The 16,751-nt window shown below is 43.2% G+C and carries 14 protein-coding genes; 9 read left to right on the plus strand and 5 right to left on the minus strand.

Features of this window, described 5'->3' with window-relative positions; genetic code table 11:
• Nucleotides 1-3 precede the first annotated feature (3 nt).
• Nucleotides 4-1,116: a UDP-N-acetyl glucosamine 2-epimerase gene (locus ACTQ16_RS10750; protein WP_441937365.1), complete on the plus strand. Its 1,113-nt coding sequence runs from the start codon at nucleotides 4-6 to the stop codon at nucleotides 1,114-1,116.
• A 97-nt stretch (nucleotides 1,117-1,213) separates the two neighbouring features.
• Here ACTQ16_RS10750 and ACTQ16_RS10755 read toward each other — a convergent pair whose 3' ends face one another.
• Nucleotides 1,214-2,164, minus strand: coding sequence for a hypothetical protein (locus tag ACTQ16_RS10755; protein ID WP_441937367.1), 951 nt, complete (start codon nucleotides 2,162-2,164; stop codon nucleotides 1,214-1,216).
• A 220-nt stretch (nucleotides 2,165-2,384) separates the two neighbouring features.
• On the opposite strand from ACTQ16_RS10755, the gene ACTQ16_RS10760 reads away from it, so the two are divergent.
• The 6 genes from ACTQ16_RS10760 (at nucleotide 2,385) to ACTQ16_RS10785 (ending at nucleotide 8,498) form a co-directional block, all read left to right on the plus strand.
• Entirely contained in the window at nucleotides 2,385-3,161 is a 777-nt protein-coding gene (locus tag ACTQ16_RS10760) for a peptidylprolyl isomerase (RefSeq protein WP_295346563.1), read from the plus strand.
• Nucleotides 3,162-3,194: 33 nt separating this feature from the next.
• Nucleotides 3,195-4,412: an L-serine ammonia-lyase gene (locus tag ACTQ16_RS10765; RefSeq protein WP_294970756.1), complete on the plus strand. Its 1,218-nt coding sequence runs from the start codon at nucleotides 3,195-3,197 to the stop codon at nucleotides 4,410-4,412.
• An 82-nt stretch (nucleotides 4,413-4,494) separates the two neighbouring features.
• The gene (gene ftsY / locus ACTQ16_RS10770; RefSeq protein WP_295346561.1) at nucleotides 4,495-5,448 is read left to right on the plus strand and encodes a signal recognition particle-docking protein FtsY; all 954 of its coding nucleotides are present in this window, start codon (nucleotides 4,495-4,497) and stop codon (nucleotides 5,446-5,448) included.
• Nucleotides 5,449-5,462: 14 nt separating this feature from the next.
• Nucleotides 5,463-6,764 (plus strand): 30S ribosomal protein S12 methylthiotransferase RimO, encoded by a 1,302-nt coding sequence (gene rimO / locus ACTQ16_RS10775; RefSeq protein ID WP_441937368.1) that lies wholly within the window; start codon nucleotides 5,463-5,465, stop codon nucleotides 6,762-6,764.
• Nucleotides 6,765-6,774: 10 nt separating this feature from the next.
• Entirely contained in the window at nucleotides 6,775-7,065 is a 291-nt protein-coding gene (locus tag ACTQ16_RS10780; RefSeq protein ID WP_217760689.1) for an HU family DNA-binding protein, read from the plus strand.
• Complete coding sequence (locus ACTQ16_RS10785) at nucleotides 7,062-8,498, plus strand: HU family DNA-binding protein (protein ID WP_441937370.1); 1,437 nt, start codon at nucleotides 7,062-7,064, stop codon at nucleotides 8,496-8,498. The genes ACTQ16_RS10780 and ACTQ16_RS10785 overlap by 4 nt, the downstream gene beginning before the upstream one ends.
• Before the next feature lie 150 nt (nucleotides 8,499-8,648).
• Here the strand turns inward: ACTQ16_RS10785 and ligA are convergent, their stop codons facing one another.
• The 4 genes from ligA to ACTQ16_RS10805 form a co-directional block, all read right to left on the minus strand.
• Complete coding sequence (ligA, locus tag ACTQ16_RS10790) at nucleotides 8,649-10,652, minus strand: NAD-dependent DNA ligase LigA (protein ID WP_441937372.1); 2,004 nt, start codon at nucleotides 10,650-10,652, stop codon at nucleotides 8,649-8,651.
• A complete protein-coding gene (locus ACTQ16_RS10795; RefSeq protein ID WP_153125955.1) occupies nucleotides 10,652-11,173 on the minus strand; it encodes a GNAT family N-acetyltransferase in 522 nt (173 codons plus the stop codon). Before ACTQ16_RS10795 ends, ligA begins: the two co-directional genes overlap by 1 nt.
• A gap of 179 nt (nucleotides 11,174-11,352) precedes the next feature.
• On the minus strand, nucleotides 11,353-12,609 hold the full coding sequence (locus ACTQ16_RS10800; protein WP_441937431.1) for a CobW family GTP-binding protein: 1,257 nt from the start codon (nucleotides 12,607-12,609) through the stop codon (nucleotides 11,353-11,355).
• Between the two features lie 64 nt (nucleotides 12,610-12,673).
• Nucleotides 12,674-14,746, minus strand: a complete 2,073-nt coding sequence (locus tag ACTQ16_RS10805; RefSeq protein WP_294970744.1) for a cytochrome c biogenesis protein CcdA — start codon at nucleotides 14,744-14,746, stop codon at nucleotides 12,674-12,676.
• 173 nt (nucleotides 14,747-14,919) lie between these two features.
• On the opposite strand from ACTQ16_RS10805, the gene ACTQ16_RS10810 reads away from it, so the two are divergent.
• Complete coding sequence (locus ACTQ16_RS10810) at nucleotides 14,920-15,342, plus strand: hypothetical protein (protein WP_295346553.1); 423 nt, start codon at nucleotides 14,920-14,922, stop codon at nucleotides 15,340-15,342.
• A gap of 155 nt (nucleotides 15,343-15,497) precedes the next feature.
• A complete protein-coding gene (locus ACTQ16_RS10815; RefSeq protein WP_441937374.1) occupies nucleotides 15,498-16,706 on the plus strand; it encodes an efflux RND transporter periplasmic adaptor subunit in 1,209 nt (402 codons plus the stop codon).
• Nucleotides 16,707-16,751: the final 45 nt, after the last annotated feature.

Here is a 16,751-nt window from a genome sequence, read left to right on the forward strand (position 1 = left end):
AAAATGAGTAAGAATATATGTATTGTAGCTGGTGCCAGACCAAATTTTATTAAGGTAGCACCAGTTATCAGAGCCATTCGCAATGCCCAGAAGTCGGGCGTTGATGTAGAATATCAATTGGTTTATACAGGAAGAAAGGACGATCCAACACTGGAATCTTCACTCTTTTCTGACTTGGATATTCAGAGTCCTGACGTTTTCCTTGAGGTGGATTGCGTGAATATGAATGAACTGACGGGTATGGTAATGGCGCAATTCGAGCGTTATCTTCAGGATCATCCTACGGATGTCGTTATCGTTGTTGATGACCTGGCTTCTACCATGGCTGTTGCTATCGTAACCAAGAAGCAGGGCGTGCAGTTGGCTCATATTGCTGCAGGAACCCGCAGTTTTGATATTACGATGCCAAAGGAAATCAATCGTCTTGTGATTGACGGGCTTTCTGACATTCTCTTTACCGCAGGTATTTCCAATAACAGTATTGCCAATAAAGAGGGAGCTGAGCTTTCCAAGGTGTATATGGTAGGTAATGTGCTTATCGATAATATCCGATTCCTGCAGCAGCGTATGCAGCGTCCTGCGGTGATGGATGAGATGCATCTGGAAGAAGGCAAGTATATGGTGCTGACCTTGAACCGCAAGGCGATAGTCAATAACATTGATGAAATGAAGAGTCTTATCACAGTTATTGATTCCGTGGCTCGAAAGGCTGGCATCAAGGTCGTGGCTCCATTGCGTGGTAAGGCATTGGGTTTTGTTCTCGCCTTCAAGGCTTATCAGGATGTTGCCGATCATCAGTCGGGCATTATGGTGGTACAACCACAGGGTTATCTCGAGTTCTCATATCTTACCGCTCATGCGATGGGCGTCATTACAGATTCCGGTAATGTGGCTGAAGAGGCAACCTTCAATGGCGTGCCTTGTGTTACGCTCAACAGTTATACCGAGCACATGGAGACTGTGACTGTAGGTACCAATGAACTGGTGGCAGAGGACCCTGAAAAATTGCAGAATGCGATGGAAAAAATATTGAATGGTGAATGGAAAAAGGCTGGTATTCCTGACAGATGGGATGGAAGATCTGCAGAACGCATCGTTCAGATTCTTGCTGAATAATCCTTTGAAGAAAGGGGATTCATATAGCATGGTAAAGCGCCCTGAAAAGGCAGAAGCATTGATGTAAAATGCTCTTGCTTTTTCAGGGCGCTTTTTTTTATTTTGCTGTATTATTTGGCGTAGGATAATCGTATTTCTTGAAATAAGAAGGAGTTTTATTGTCATACCAGATACCTTCTACATTCAGACCGATGGAGAATGTTTTCTTGTCATTGGTGTATCTGATGCCACCGCCTAACACGTTGGCTCCCGGTACTCCCATTCCATAACCTCCTGGCATAATGCCGTGGCTCCAATAACCTGGATGCATTCCAAAACCATAAGGACCGTAACCGTACGCACCATATCCGTATGGACCGTAACCGTACGCACCATATCCGTATGGACCGTAACCGGCATATCTGCCATAGATTGAGTTGTAATTATTGGCAACGCTCAGTTGACCATATACGTAAGCCTCCCAATTCTTGTTGATTTTATATCCTAGAATGCCATAGAGACCACCGTCATGATAACTGTCGCCACCATAATTGGTATTTGTAAGATAAGCACCTAATGCCATCCATAACTTTTCGTCCTTACTGAGTGGTGTAAGATAGGTGGCATCTATCGTCTGGGTAAACCCGCCACGATGAGGCGCATGTTTGCCGAAGGTGGCAAAGGCAGAAAGATCAACCGACATATTGAGTCCTTTATGAAGTCCCCAACCGTAATCTCCCCATCCATATCCGTAATCGGTTGGGGTAGGATTGGAAAGGCAAAGACTTGTCTGAAGGCTATCTTGTGCAGAACTGTATACTGCCGTTGGAGCAAGTCCATTAGATGCGGATTCATTGATATGTCGTAACGGAACATAGGAGTTCTGCATAGGCTTTCCGCTATAAATCATCTTTTTGCCATCCTGTAGAATGGTATCGCCTGGCAAAATCCAATCTTCACGAGGACTGTCAAGACTATGCAAAGGCCCGAAACTGATTTGTTGGGCGTATGCATGGGTCATCATCAGACAGGCCGACATGAAAAGGATATATAGTCTTTTCTTATTCATTGTATATTGTTTTTTATAAATTCTTTACTCAGATTCCTGAAATCCCAGATTCAGAATGCCATGACCGTCATGTAATTCTACTGAAAAGCAAGAAATAAGACGTAAAGTTGTATTTCAGACGCAAAGTTATAAAGAAAGTTTGAGAAACACTCATCTTTTTAGAATAAAATCGTTATCTTTGCACTCGATAACATAAATAAGGGTAAAAATTGAAGAAAAAATGAAAAAAGTATTCTCTTTATTCACTATTTTGTTCATGATGACTGCAACAGCCGTTCATGCTCAAAATGCAAATATGGGTTCAAAAGGAAATTTGATGGACAAGGCAGCTCTGGATAGTACCATGCAACTCTTGCCTTGGGAAACTCCTCATGATCCAACCTGTCATCAGGTGATGATCGAAACCAATATGGGCAATATTCTTGTGGCGTTATATAATGATACACCGAAGCATAGAGATAACTTTCTGAAACTTGTGAATTCCGGATTTTACAATGGCTGCATCTTCCAGCGAGTTATCAAGAACTTTATGATACAGGGTGGTGACTATTCGACCCGAAAGGTGACTCCAGGAAAGGTTGAAAAGTTTGATGTTGATTATACCGTGCCTGCTGAAATCATTTATCCTAAATACTATCACAAACGCGGTCAGCTTTGTGCTGCCCGTGAAGGAGATGATGAAAACCCAACCAAGGCTTCGGCTTCTACTGATTTTTATATCACTTGGGGTCGCAATTTCTCTCCACGCCAAATGGAGTATACCGTCAACAAAATGAAGAACGAGGGTAAGAACTATGCCATTCCTTCTGAGCAGATTCAGCAAGGATATATGAAGCATGGAGGAGTGCCACATCTCGATAACGGCTATACCGTCTTTGGAGAGGTGCTGGAAGGTTTGGAAGTGGTAGACAAAATTCAGAATGTAGCCACTAACAAAGAAAATAATGACCGACCTTTAGAGGATGTAGTAATCCTCAAGGCTATTCAAGTGAAATAAAATCTATAAATAACTGAAAAAAACATTATTACGATGAAATCTTTAAAGGAATTGTACAGAATTGGTAAGGGACCATCCAGTAGTCATACCATGGGACCTCAGCGTGCAGCAAAGCTGTTTATGGAACGTTGTGCAAATGCCTCTACTTACGAAGTTACCCTCTATGGAAGTCTTGCGGCTACTGGTAAGGGGCACATGACTGATGTTGCTATTGAGGAGGTCTTCAGGCCGCATAAGTTAGTTCACATCATTTGGGAGCCACAGACCTTCCTGCCTTTCCACCCAAACGGGATGAAGTTTGTGGGTAAAGATCTGAATGGTGATATTATTGAAGAGTGGACGGTTTACAGTATTGGTGGTGGTGCTCTTTCTGATGGCACAGATGGCCATGATGAGTTGGGGGCTAAAGATATATATGATTTGAATACCATGCACGAGATTCAGCAATGGTGTTATGATAACGGCCGATCATTCTGGGAGTATGTAGAAAAGTGTGAGGGTAGTGATATTTGGGATTTCCTCGGTACTGTCTGGCAAACAATGAAACAGTCCATCCGTAATGGATTGGATCATGAAGGAGTATTGCCTGGTCCTCTCAAGCTTCAGCGCAAGGCTGCTACTTATTTTATCAAGGCAAGGGGCTATCGTGCCTCTTTGCAGAGCAGAGGATTGGTTTATTCCTATGCTTTGGCTGTAAGTGAAGAAAACGCTTCTGGTGGTACCATCGTGACAGCTCCAACTTGCGGTGCTTGTGGTGTGTTGCCTGCTGTGCTTTATCATATGCACACGGCTCATGATATGAGTGAACAGCGCATCCTTCGTGCTTTGGCTACTGCCGGATTGGTGGGTAATATCGTGAAGCATAATGCTTCTATCAGTGGTGCAGATGTTGGTTGCCAGGGTGAAGTAGGTGTGGCTTGTGCAATGGCTTCGGCTGCAGCCTGTCAGCTCTTTGGTGGAAGTCCTGCACAGGTAGAATATGCTGCCGAGATGGGCTTGGAACATCACTTGGGCATGACCTGCGATCCTGTTTGTGGCTTGGTTCAGATTCCTTGTATTGAGCGTAATGCCTTTGCGGCAGCCCGTGCTTTGGATGCAGATCTCTATGCTTCCTTCTCTGATGGTCATCATAGTGTTTCATTTGATAGAGTGGTGGAGGTGATGCGCCAGACAGGACATGATTTGCCTTCTCTTTATAAGGAAACGAGTGAGGGAGGACTGGCAAAAGGTTTCAATATAAATAAAAATTAATTGAAAAGTTTCGCCTCAAATGGCAGATGTATACATTTTTTTTCGTATCTTTGCAGAAAATTATAGCTATAAAAAATAAATAATGGGATTATTCGGATTTTTCAGTAATAAGAAAAAAGAAACTCTCGATAAGGGTTTGGAAAAAACCAAAGAGAGTGTTTTCGGAAAATTAGCTCGTGCGGTGGCTGGTAAGTCGACCGTAGATGACGATGTGCTTGATGATTTGGAGGAAGTTCTCATCACTTCTGATGTAGGTGTAGAGACTACCGTGAAAATCATTCGTCGCATCGAAGAGCGTGTAGCACGTGATAAATATGTTTCAACTTCAGAGCTCAATCAGATCTTGCGTGAAGAAATCGCCAATCTCTTGTCTGAGAATCATTCTGATGATAATGATGATTGGGATTTGCCTAGCGACCATAAACCATACGTTATTCTCGTGGTTGGCGTGAATGGTGTAGGTAAGACTACCACCATTGGCAAATTGGCTTACCAGTTTAAGAAGGCTGGCAAGAAGGTTTATCTCGGTGCTGCCGATACATTCCGCGCAGCTGCTGTAGAGCAAATCTGTATTTGGGGCGAACGTGTCGGGGTGCCTGTTGTAAAACAGCAGATGGGTAGCGATCCTGCCAGTGTGGCTTTTGATGCTCTGCAGAGTGCTAAGGCTAACGGTGCTGACGTAGTTCTGATTGATACAGCCGGTCGTCTTCATAATAAGGTGAACCTGATGAACGAGTTGAAGAAGATTAAGGAAGTGATGAAGAAGGTGCTTCCTGATGCACCTGATGAGGTAATGCTGGTTCTTGATGGCAGTACTGGTCAGAATGCCTTTGAACAGGCTAAGCAATTTTCGGCTGTTACCAATATCACTTCGCTTGCTATCACCAAGCTGGATGGTACAGCAAAGGGTGGTGTTGTTATCGGTATCTCTGATCAGTTGAAGGTACCTGTTAAGTACATTGGACTTGGTGAGGGTATGGAAGATCTCCAGCTTTTCAATAAGCGTGAGTTCGTTGACTCTCTTTTTAAGAAATAGTAGTGAAAAAATAGATGAAGAAAAATCAGATAGATATTATAACTTTGGGTTGTTCGAAGAACCTGGTTGACAGCGAATTGCTCATGAAGCAGTTTGAGGCCAACGGTTATCATTGTACTCATGACCCAAAGCGTCCTCAGGGGGAAATAGCCGTTATCAATACCTGCGGTTTTATAGAAGATGCCAAGCAAGAGAGTATTGATACCATTCTGGAGTTTATCCAGGCTAAGGAAGAAGGAAAACTGAAGAAACTTTATGTAATGGGTTGTCTTTCACAGCGTTATCAGAAGGAACTGGAAGCAGAAATGCCTGAGGTTGATAAGTTTTACGGCAAATTCAATTATAAGCAGTTACTTCACGAATTAGGTAAGGCTGACGTTCCTTCCTGCGATGGACACCGTCATCTTACTACTCCTCGTCATTATGCTTATGTCAAGATAGCAGAGGGCTGTAACCGTCATTGTGCCTATTGTGCCATCCCAATCATTACAGGAAAACATGTTTCTCGCCCTAAGGAGGAGATTTTGAATGAGGTTAGGGAGTTAATGGCAGAAGGAGTTAAGGAATTTCAGATTATTGCTCAGGAATTAACCTATTATGGTGTTGACCTTGATGGCAAGCATCATATCACAGAGCTTATCAGCGAAATGGCTGATATTCCAGGCGTGAAATGGATTAGATTGCATTATGCTTATCCTAATCAGTTCCCTATGGATCTGCTCGATGTGATGCGCGAGAAACCAAATGTCTGCAAGTATCTTGATATAGCGTTGCAGCATATCAGTGATCACATGCTTTCCCGTATGCACCGTCATGTGTCCAAGCAGGAGACAATAGATCTCTTGAAGGCTATCCGTGAGCGTGTGCCAGGAATTCATATCCGTACTACACTGATGGTTGGTTTCCCTGGTGAGACTAAGGAAGACTTTGACGAATTGATGGATTTTGTACGTGAGCAGCGTTTTGAGCGTATGGGAGCCTTTGCATATTCTGAAGAAGAGGGAACCTATAGTGCTACTCACTATGAGGATGATGTGCCTGCAGATGTGAAGCAGCGCCGGCTTGATGAATTGATGATTCTTCAGCAGGACATCAGTGCTGATATAGAGGCAGAAAAGGTAGGCAAGGTCTTAAAGGTTATCATCGACCGTAAGGAAGGTGATTATTATATAGGTCGTACAGAATTCTGTTCGCCGGAAGTAGATCCAGAAGTATTGATTCGTGCTACGGAGAAGCGCCTGCGTGTGGGTTGTTTCTATAATGTTAAGATTACTGCAAGCGAAGAGTTTGATCTCTATGGTGAAGTGGTGAAATAATAAATGGCTTATGAATAATAAGGAATTTGTCGCTGAGTTGGCTCAGCAAACTGGTTATTCACAAGATGACACTCAGAAGTTGGTACGTAAGGTTATCGATGCTATGATAACTGAGTTTGAGGATGGCGAGGTTGTCGCTATCCCCAATTTTGGTACGTTTGAGGTAAAGAAGCGTATGGAGCGTGTGGTGGTTAATCCTACTACCAAAAAGCGCCAGTTGGTGCCACCGAAGCTCGTATTAGGATTTCGTCCGGTAGCTGCTGTCAAGGAGAAACTTAAAAATGGAGGGGATGCTGTATGAGTAAGAATAGTCTGAATGGATTGGCTGATAAATTGGCCGAGAAGAGTGGGCTGAGCCAAATTGAGGCAGAACTTTTTATTCGTAAAATGTTTGATGTCTGTCATCAGGGGCTTGTTGCTGATAAGATAGTCAAGATGCGCTGGCTAGGTACTTTCAAGGTTACTTCCGTGAAGGAACGTGAGAGTGTAGATGTGAATACGGGTGAGCGTATCGTTATAGAGGGACGTGATAAGATTTCCTTTACTCCTGATAATATTCTCAAGGAAATTGTCAATAGGCCTTTTGCTCAGTTTGAGACTGTGATTGTGAACGACGGTGTTGATTTCGAGTCAATAGATAAGAAATATGAGGATAGTTTAGAGGATGAGGAGCAAGAGGAATCTCTTGAGAAACCTAAGCCTATAATAGAGGTTGTTGAACCTACGGAAACTCCTTTACCGGACGTTATTTCAGAAGAAACTACACAGGCTGAAGCTGTTTCCTCTTCAGAACCTACTACTAGTGGAGTTATAGATTTTCTGGATGTTCCTGAAAATCCATCTGAAGATAGTAGTGTGGTGGTGATTGGTGAAGACTCGACGATTGAACCGCAGACAACTGTTTCTCAGGTAGTGCCAACGGAGGAGATTCCTTCATCTGTATCAGATGATATTCAGGCAGATAGCAGGGAGGAAAATTCTAATGCAGAAATTGAGGCTGAGACAGATGCTGAAATTGGGGCCGATGCAGAAATTGAGGCTGAGACTGATGCTGAAATTGAGGCAGATGATGAAGTTGAGATACGTCATCGTCATTTCATCATTCCAAAATATGTGGTGATTATTGCAAGCTTCACCTTATTATTATTAATAGGAGGCTTGGGATGGTTTGCCTTCAATTACGGGCAGATGGCAGCTCAACGTGATCATCTTGAATTGCAATTGGCGCAATATAAGACGGATAAGAATGTCGTAGCGAAGCCTGCTAATGTGAAGAGTCAAGAGCAACTTCTTCAGGAAAAAGCAAGACAGGACAGTTTGCGTATGGCAAAGGCAAATGATGCTATTAAGGCTGCAGAAAGAGCCGATTCATTAAAATCGGCTGCTGTAGATAAAGAAATCTCTGTAAAGAACTTGAAAACTGATGAAAAGTCTGCAGAACTTAAAAAGAAGTCTGCAACAGATAAAAAGCAGGATAAGGCAGCTGAACATGCAAATGTAGTGTCAGATAAATATGACAGTGACCCAAGGGTTCGTACTGGTGCCTATCGTATCATAGGTGTAGACCAGGTAGTAACTGTTGGCGAGCATCAGACAATGGCTACACTCAGCAAGCGATATTTAGGTCCTGGTATGGAATGTTATATTGAGGCTCTCAATGGTACCTCTACTATTAAGAGTGGACAGAAGATCAAGATTCCAAAGTTGGAATTGAAAAAGAAGAAGGCAAAATAACATTTGTGTTTATACCAGCTGAAGGGGGATGAGTGAAAGTTGTATGATTCACTATCCGAAGAAATAATACGCCCTGTAAAGGCAAAGGCTTTCATTTTCATGCTTTTGTCCTTACAGGGCGTCTTGATAACAATAAGGGAATACCCGTTTTCACGAGATGCTCTTTTCTTGTTCTTCTCCAAATTGTGCAATGAATTGCTCTTCGGTTATGATAGGAATATTCAATTCATGCGCTTTCTTATTCTTTGAACTTTGTGATTCTGCATCATTGTTGATGAGATAATGGGTGCTCTTGCTCACACTGCCAGTCACTTTACCACCTTGGCTCTCGATGTACGCTTTCAGTTCATTGCGATTTTTATAATGATGTACATCTCCCGTAACTACGAATGTCAAACCATCACACTTCGTACCTTTTTCTATAGGCTCCTGCTTCTCGATGACGAGATGTGGAAGGAGGTGCGCTACATGAGCTCTATTGTCTGCATCATGGAACCAGTTGATGAACTTAGCACTTTTTTCCGGTCCAATGCCATCAATGTCAGCAAAGTCATCACCAAACAAGCTGGTGCTGTTTTGGGCTATATCTATCAATTCCTCTAACGGGTAGCGCTCTATCAATTTCTTGGCAACATCGCCACCGCAAAGGGGAATGTTGAGCGCATAGAGAAGATGACGCCCATCGGTATGACGGCTTTTTTCTACACTGTTCAGTAAATTGCTGACGCTTTTCTTGCCAAAGCCTTCAAAGTTAGAAATTTTAAAGACTTTTTCTGGTTCTCTGAGTTTATAGAAATCAGCATATTCGCTTATTAGTCCTTCGTTTACGAATTTCCAGATAGTCTGCTCAGAAATACCTTCGATATTGAGACCTTCTTTGCTGACGAATCTGGCAAATTTCTTCAGTTGCTTGGCTGCACAATGTGGGTTTGTACAATGTAGGGTTTTTGTACCGCTCTCGCTTTCCTGTACTTTGGCTTCAGCATGGCAAACCGGACAGAACTCTGGTATTTCGAAAGTTCCTATAGCTTCAGTGACATGAATCACTTTAGGAATAATCTTATTTGCTTTAATCACCTGCAATTTCGTTCCCTTACCACCGATACCCAAGCGTTCACATTCGCTTACATTGCAGAGAGATGCACGTTGCACAGTGGTTCCTTCCAACTCTACTGGCTTGAAAACGGCAACAGGCGTGATGGTATTTGCAGCACACGACCATTCGATATGGTCTAATTCTGTATCTGCATGTTCGTCTTGCCATTTAAAGGCAAAGCCAGCTCTGGTTGCATGATGGCCCGTAACAGAACCTGTGGCACCATACACGGTATCATCGTAGCAGATAACCAGACCATCGACAGGAAATGGATTTTTCTTGTTGGTTACCTTTTTGGTAAAGACATCAATTTCCTGTAGGATGTGGTCTTCCGTAGGATGCTCTATCAACTGTCGTTCCACAGGATGTAGTCCCAGGTCTTCCAGTAACTGCATACGTTTTCCCCACGATGTGATTTCATGTTCGGTATATACCAGTGTAAATGGAATCCATTGTATATGGCGCTGCTTAACCACTTCTACATCTTTCAGTGAGAGGGAGCCTGATGCCAGGTTTCTAGGATTGGCATAGTCGCCTTCACTCTCAATGATGAACTGTTCGAAATCGGCATAGGAGATGACTGCCTCACCACGTACAACAAGATGACCCTTCTCCTTGATTGTTGCTGGAATACCACTGATAGCTGGAGCCAGGTGGGTGATGTTGGTGCCGACATGTCCATTACCACGTGTTACCACCTTGCTGAGACTACCGTTATCGTAAGTTACCACCAAAGTCAGACCGTCCAGCTTCCAGGAAATCCATATCGGGCGGTCTTCAGCCCACTTGACGAGATCGCTCACCTTTTTTGTCTTTGCAAGGGATAGTGCTGCAAATTCATGCTCTTCTTTCTGACCGGCAATCTGGTCTTCAGAAACTTTATTGGTAGGGGAGTTGGGTAGTATTTCACCAGTTTCCTCTTCCAGTTTTTTCAGTTGGTCGAACATGGCGTCCCACTCGTAGTCGGTCATCCGTTCGCCTTCACCATTGTAATAAGCAAGAGAAGCTTGATTGAGTCGTTCAACCAAGCTTCTCATAAGTGATATTTTATCGTTCATTATTTTTCAATTTCCATAGTCGTTTTTTCAAATGCAAATCTCATACCTCTCGTTCCGTAGTTTACTTGTCCGCAGATGCAGAATCCCATTGAAGAGAGAAGATTTATCATAGGTAAGTTGTCGTGATTGGTATCAACCTTGATACTTGGTACTTTTTCTACTTCGCAAAGGCTGTTAACCTTATCGATAAAGATTCGAGCCAATCCTTCTCTCTGGAACATCGGCAAAGTAGCGAAACGATGAATTACATAGTAATCTCCATTCGTTAGCCATTCTCCTTTAAGAAAGTCATATTGTGGTTCTCCGTTCAGCATGACGGCACCATAGACAGCTACTTGATCATCAACCGTGATGACAAAAGCATTACCATTGTCTATGTCGTTTTGAATGTCTTTAACAGACGGATAATCGTTAGTCCACTGGTGTCTTCCAGAAGCAATCATGAGTTTTCTTGCCTGATCTATGACATTCCAGCAAGCTTCAAAATCTTTTTTGTATGCAGGTCTGAAGTCAGTCTTCATATTATCTTTCCTTTATTATATTAAATCCGCTGCAAATTTAACAAAAAAAAACGAAATAAAAGCGAAAAAGGAGAAAAAACTAAACCAATGTGTCGATTTTTCTCCTTTTTTCTCTATTTTGAGGCTATTATAGCTTCAAATTCTGAAACTATAGTCTTCAAAGATGCCCTAGCATGTTGTTACAAGCTCAAACATTTATCGAGCTCCTTGATGATGGCATCCTTCTGCTCTTTGATGTGCTGGCCGATAAATACGATTTTTATCATTCGGTCACCATACTTGTCATCCCATTCCTTCTCCAGTTGAGGGTTGTTTCTGCGAAGCTCAGCCAATTGGTCAGCTGGCATCGTTGCGAGCCATTGTCCTGCCTGCTTTACAGTTTTCTGCTGTCCTGCCTGTTCGAATACATAGCACATGTCAGGTTCGTCAGCAAAATAGCAGATACCCTTGGCACGTACTACGTCACGAGGCCATTTTCTGGCTACGAATTCATCAAAGAGAGCTAGATCGAATGCCTTACGTCTATAATATACAAAGGTTCCGATTCCGTATTCTTCTACCTCACCACCTTCATGGTCATGGTCGTGATCGTGGTGGTGGCAATGGTCATGATCGTGGTCATGGTCATCGTGATGATGGTGCTCATGTTCATCATCGTGATGATGATGTTCATGTTCCTCATGTTCATCTTCCTCGCCATTTCTTTCAGCCTCTATCTCCTGAATCCAACCAGCAGATGTAGCTACAGTCTCCCAATCAAACTTATGGGTATTCACGATTAAATCGAGATCAATATCACCATAGTTGCATTCAAAGATCTCTGCCTTAGGCTGTATGGCACGGATAATCTGCTTGAGATGTTCCAGCTCCTTAGGCTCTACCTCTGCAGCCTTGTTCAAGAGGATGATATTACAGAACTCTATCTGCTGGATAACAAGCGATGCAAGATCTTCCTCGTCAAGATTTGACTTCATCAAATCAGAACCGTTTGCAAACTCATCCTTCATACGGAGAGCATCTACGACGGTTACAATGCTGTCGAGACGCAAGATACCATTCTTGATATACTGAGGTCCCAATGATGGGATAGAGCAGATGGTCTGGGCAATAGGAGCTGGCTCGCAGATGCCGCTAGCTTCGATTACAATATAGTCAAAGCGCTTCATGTCTACGATTTCCTTCAACTGTTCAACCAAGTCCATTTTGAGCGTGCAGCAGATGCAACCGTTCTGCAATGAAACGAGCGAGTCATCTTTCTGACCCACTACGCCACCTTTCTCTATGAGTGCTGCATCAATGTTGACCTCACCAATGTCATTCACAATAACTGCGAATTTGATACCTTTCTTATTTGCCAAAATTTTGTTTAGCAGTGTGGTCTTACCACTGCCAAGGTAACCTGTGAGTAGGAGTACCGGAACTTCCTTGTTGTTCATCATTGTAATCAATTAAATTCAATATATATATATAGATTATTTGCTGGTAATCTATAATTCCAGATTATTTTCTGTAATTCTCAAGTCCCTTGTGCAGGAAATCGAGATAGGCACTGACGTCCTCCTTGAAGCTGAATGCTGCATTCAAAGGCTTGCCATCGTTGTCTACTGGTACGTAGAAAGGCTGGGCATTGGCACCAAATTTACTTGCCTGCAGATAGCTCCACTTGTCTCCGATGGTGCGGAGTGTACGCTTCTCGCCATTGAATTCTACTTCCATTGGCTGAGGCAACGGAGTCTTGTCATCTACATAAAGAGAGATGAGGACGTAATCCTTTGTCAAAATGTCTGCTACAGTAGGATCTGTCCATACTGATGCTTCCATTTTACGGCAGTTTACGCATCCAAAACCTGTGAAGTCTATGAGTACTGGCTTACCTGCTGCCTTAGCTGCTGCCATACCGGTTTCGTAGTCCTTGTAAGCAGGTTCTACAGTCTTGGTATTGAGATTGAAATCCTGTGTATTGATAGGTGGAGCGAAAGCGCTGACAGCCTTGCAAGGTGCACCCCAAAGTCCAGGAATCATATATACAGAGAAAGCCAAAGAGCAGAGACCGAGCATGATGCAAGGTACAGGCATAGGCTTCTGGATGTCGCCACCAATGGCATCAACCTGGAATTTCAACTTGCCGATGAGATAGAGCCCCAAGAGACCGAAGATGACAATCCAGAGAGAGAGGAATACCTCACGGTCAAGAATGTGCCAGCCGTATGCCAAATCTGCAACAGAAAGGAACTTCAATGAGAATGCCAACTCGATAAAGCCCAGTACAATCTTTACAGTTTCCATCCATGAACCTGACTTAGGAGCAGACTTCAACCATGATGGGAACAAGGCGAAGAGGGTAAATGGAAGTGCCAAAGCAAGGGCAAAACCAAACATACCGATGGTAGGAGCCAGCCAATCGCCAGAAGTAACAGTCTGTACTAAAAGCAATCCGATGATAGGAGCGGTACAAGAGAAACTTACGAGCACGAGTGTGAAAGCCATCAGGAAAATGCTGATCATACCTGTAGTGCTGGAAGCCTTGCTGTCTACGGCATTTCCCCAACTGTCTGGCAATTTGATTTCAAACCATCCGAAGAATGAGAAGGCGAAAACTGCCAAGAGCAGGAAGAGGATGATATTGAACACAGCACTGGTGCTGAGTGCATTCAAGGTGCTAGGACCTGCAATGGCTGTAACGGCAAGACCGAGAACCAAATAGATGACAACAATGCTCAATCCGTATGTACAAGCATCGCGAATACCCTTTTTCTTATCGTTCTTAGCTCGTTTGAGGAAGAAGCTTACAGTCATAGGGATGATAGGCCAGATACATGGCATGACAAGTGCTAGAAGTCCGCCTACAAAGCCAATGATAAAGATATAGAAGAGTGAGTGGTTTGCAATGTCGTTATTGCCACCGAAAGCCTGAAGCTCTTTTACTACTGGAGCCCACCAGGCCTTTGCGTCATCACTATCTACAGAGAATGCAGCATCGATATTGGCTGTACTGTCCATCTTTTCAGCTACTCCCTGAAGTGAAGAAGAGTCGGTGTTGGCCTTGACGGCATCAATGACTTCAGGACCGTTAGCCTTGGCTGCGTCCTTACTGTCAGTCTCAGCCTTGCCATCTACTGCTGGAGATTTTCCACTCTTCTTGAAACTTGCCTCGCTAGGAGGAAGGCAATTCTGGTCGCTGCACGCACCGTATTCAACGTATGCATCGATATGGTAGTTTGGCTTGACAAACTTCACTTTCTGAACGAAGGTAACGCTGCCTTCAAAATAACGTAGCTTCATCTCGAAGAGTGGGTCAAACTTACTAATCTCGTTACCACGAGCTTGAAGTTTGCCAACCAACTCTACACCATCCATCTTGTTGACATTGAAAGTAGCTGAGATAGGTCCGTCTGCTCCCAATCCTGTAGAATAGACATGCCATCCCGATTGGATTTTACCATTAAATACGATTTCCGCTATTGCGGTACCATTGGTCTTGAGCGAAGTAGAGAACTTGACTGGGTTCACCATCTGCGCCTGCGCCAACATTACTACTAGGAGTAATTGTAAAACTGCAAAAATTTTTTTCATTTCTATATTTGTATTAATTTTGAATGCAAAGTTACGAATTAATACTTATAAATACGCCTATAATTTTGATTCGGGTATAGGTCTTTTTGTTTTTTTAAGAAAAAATGCTATAAAAACATCTGTTATTCTTGGTGGTTAACCTTTTTTTCTGTAATTTTGCGCAAAAATTTAGTATGCAGAAAAGAATACTGTACATATTCTGTCTTTGGATAGCCACCATGAGTATCATGCTATCTACGGTGATGACACATCATCACCACAAAGGGCGTATCTGTATGGTAGAAGAACAATGTGAGCAGGACGGCAATATCAATGATGAGCATACTGAGCATCATGATCAGGAGAGCGAAGGTGATCGTGAGAACTGTAGCGTTCGTCAAATGCATCAGTTTGTAGTCAATTCCAAGGCGGTGAAGAATATCCGCAAGTTGCTGGTAGATGAGAACCATCAGTTTGTGGTCTTGTCTTGTTCTTCCCTTTTAACCCTCCCTCGTCTCTCACTCATTTCAGTGAGATGGCAGCATGTGGCTGCTTCTCATCTTGCTGAGGAACTGGCGGCAGGCTATAGCAGACGGGGACCTCCTTCTATTTTATGATTTTACAAGTTTGCCACTTGGTTGCAGAAATCGGTTTGAAGATTCGAATGCAACTGAGTTGCAAGATTTTTTGTATACTTTTGCCAACGGCTTTTTGATAAGATTCGTTGTGTGAAATTGTTGTGTAGAATTATAAAATAGAAGAAAAGACAAACATGAAAAAAGTAATTTTGATTGTCGCCGTTACGGCGATAGCCTGGGCTGGATTCGCTTTCTTGGCGAAACAGACCGGCTCAGAGGCTCATGCACACGAGGAGAATGAGCATGAAGAAGTGGATTTTGATCATATTCCGTTGACAGCCAAGCAGGTCAGCACCGTAGATTTGAAGATGGGTGAGGCTGTGGAGCGCGAGATGGATGCCACTATAGAAGCAAAAGGATCGCTTGTACTGCGTGCACAGGCGATGGGTGATGTTGCCTCCTTGATGGGCGGTATCGTGAAATCTATTTTTGTAAAAGAAGGGCAGCTTGTTCATAGAGGACAGATTGTTGCTTCTGTTGAAAATACAGATGTGGTAAGTCTTCAGCGTGAGTATTACTCTGCTGCCAAGGAGTGTGAACTTGCTAAGGCTGATTTGGAGCGCCAACTTCTGCTCAGTAAGCAGGGAGCGGGTGTGAAGCGCAACTTACAGCAGACCCGGAAAGATTACCAAGTGGCTCATGCCAATCTTTTGGGTATTGGCAGACAGCTCGCTCAGATGGGCATTTCTACTTCGGCTGTTGCCAAAGGTAAGTTTACTACGGCTTTTCCTCTTCGTGCACCTATCTCCGGTGTTGTCAGTCAGTTGACGGCAAGTCTGGGTAGTTATGCAGATATGCAGACTCCACTGATGAAAATTCGAAATACTCAGGCAGTGGAATGCGATCTGAATGTTTTTGAGAAAGATTTGGCCAAGGTGAAGGTGGGTAATCGTGTAACTCTCTCTTTGACCAATCAGCCTGGTGTCAAGCTGTCTGGTACAGTTTATGGTATGAACCAATACTTTAACGACGGTTCGAAATCTGTTGCTGTTCATATAAAAATGGATGATTCTTCATTGAAAACAAGTCGTATCAATCATATCAAACTCTTTGATGGTATGTATGTGAGTGGACAGATTGCTATTGGTTCACAGAGATGTCTTGCCTTGCCTTCTGAAGCAATTGTTTCTACCGATGGTAAGCAGTATGTCTTTGCTCTCAATGGAGAACCAAAGAAGGGTGAGTATAGTTTCTCCCGACATGAGGTTAGCACTGGCGTTACAGGCGGTGGATTTACAGAAGTGAAGCTTTGCGACCATCTGAAGGCAGGCAAGAAGATAGTTACCGACAATGCGTTCTATCTCGCATCGCTTACAGGCGAACATGGTGAACATGCTCACTAAGCTTTAGTTGATTATTTATCAATAGACAGTAAAAGATTTTAGATT

It is taken from the genome of Prevotella sp. LCP21S3_D2 (assembly GCF_052118345.1).
GTDB lineage: Bacteria > Bacteroidota > Bacteroidia > Bacteroidales > Bacteroidaceae > Prevotella.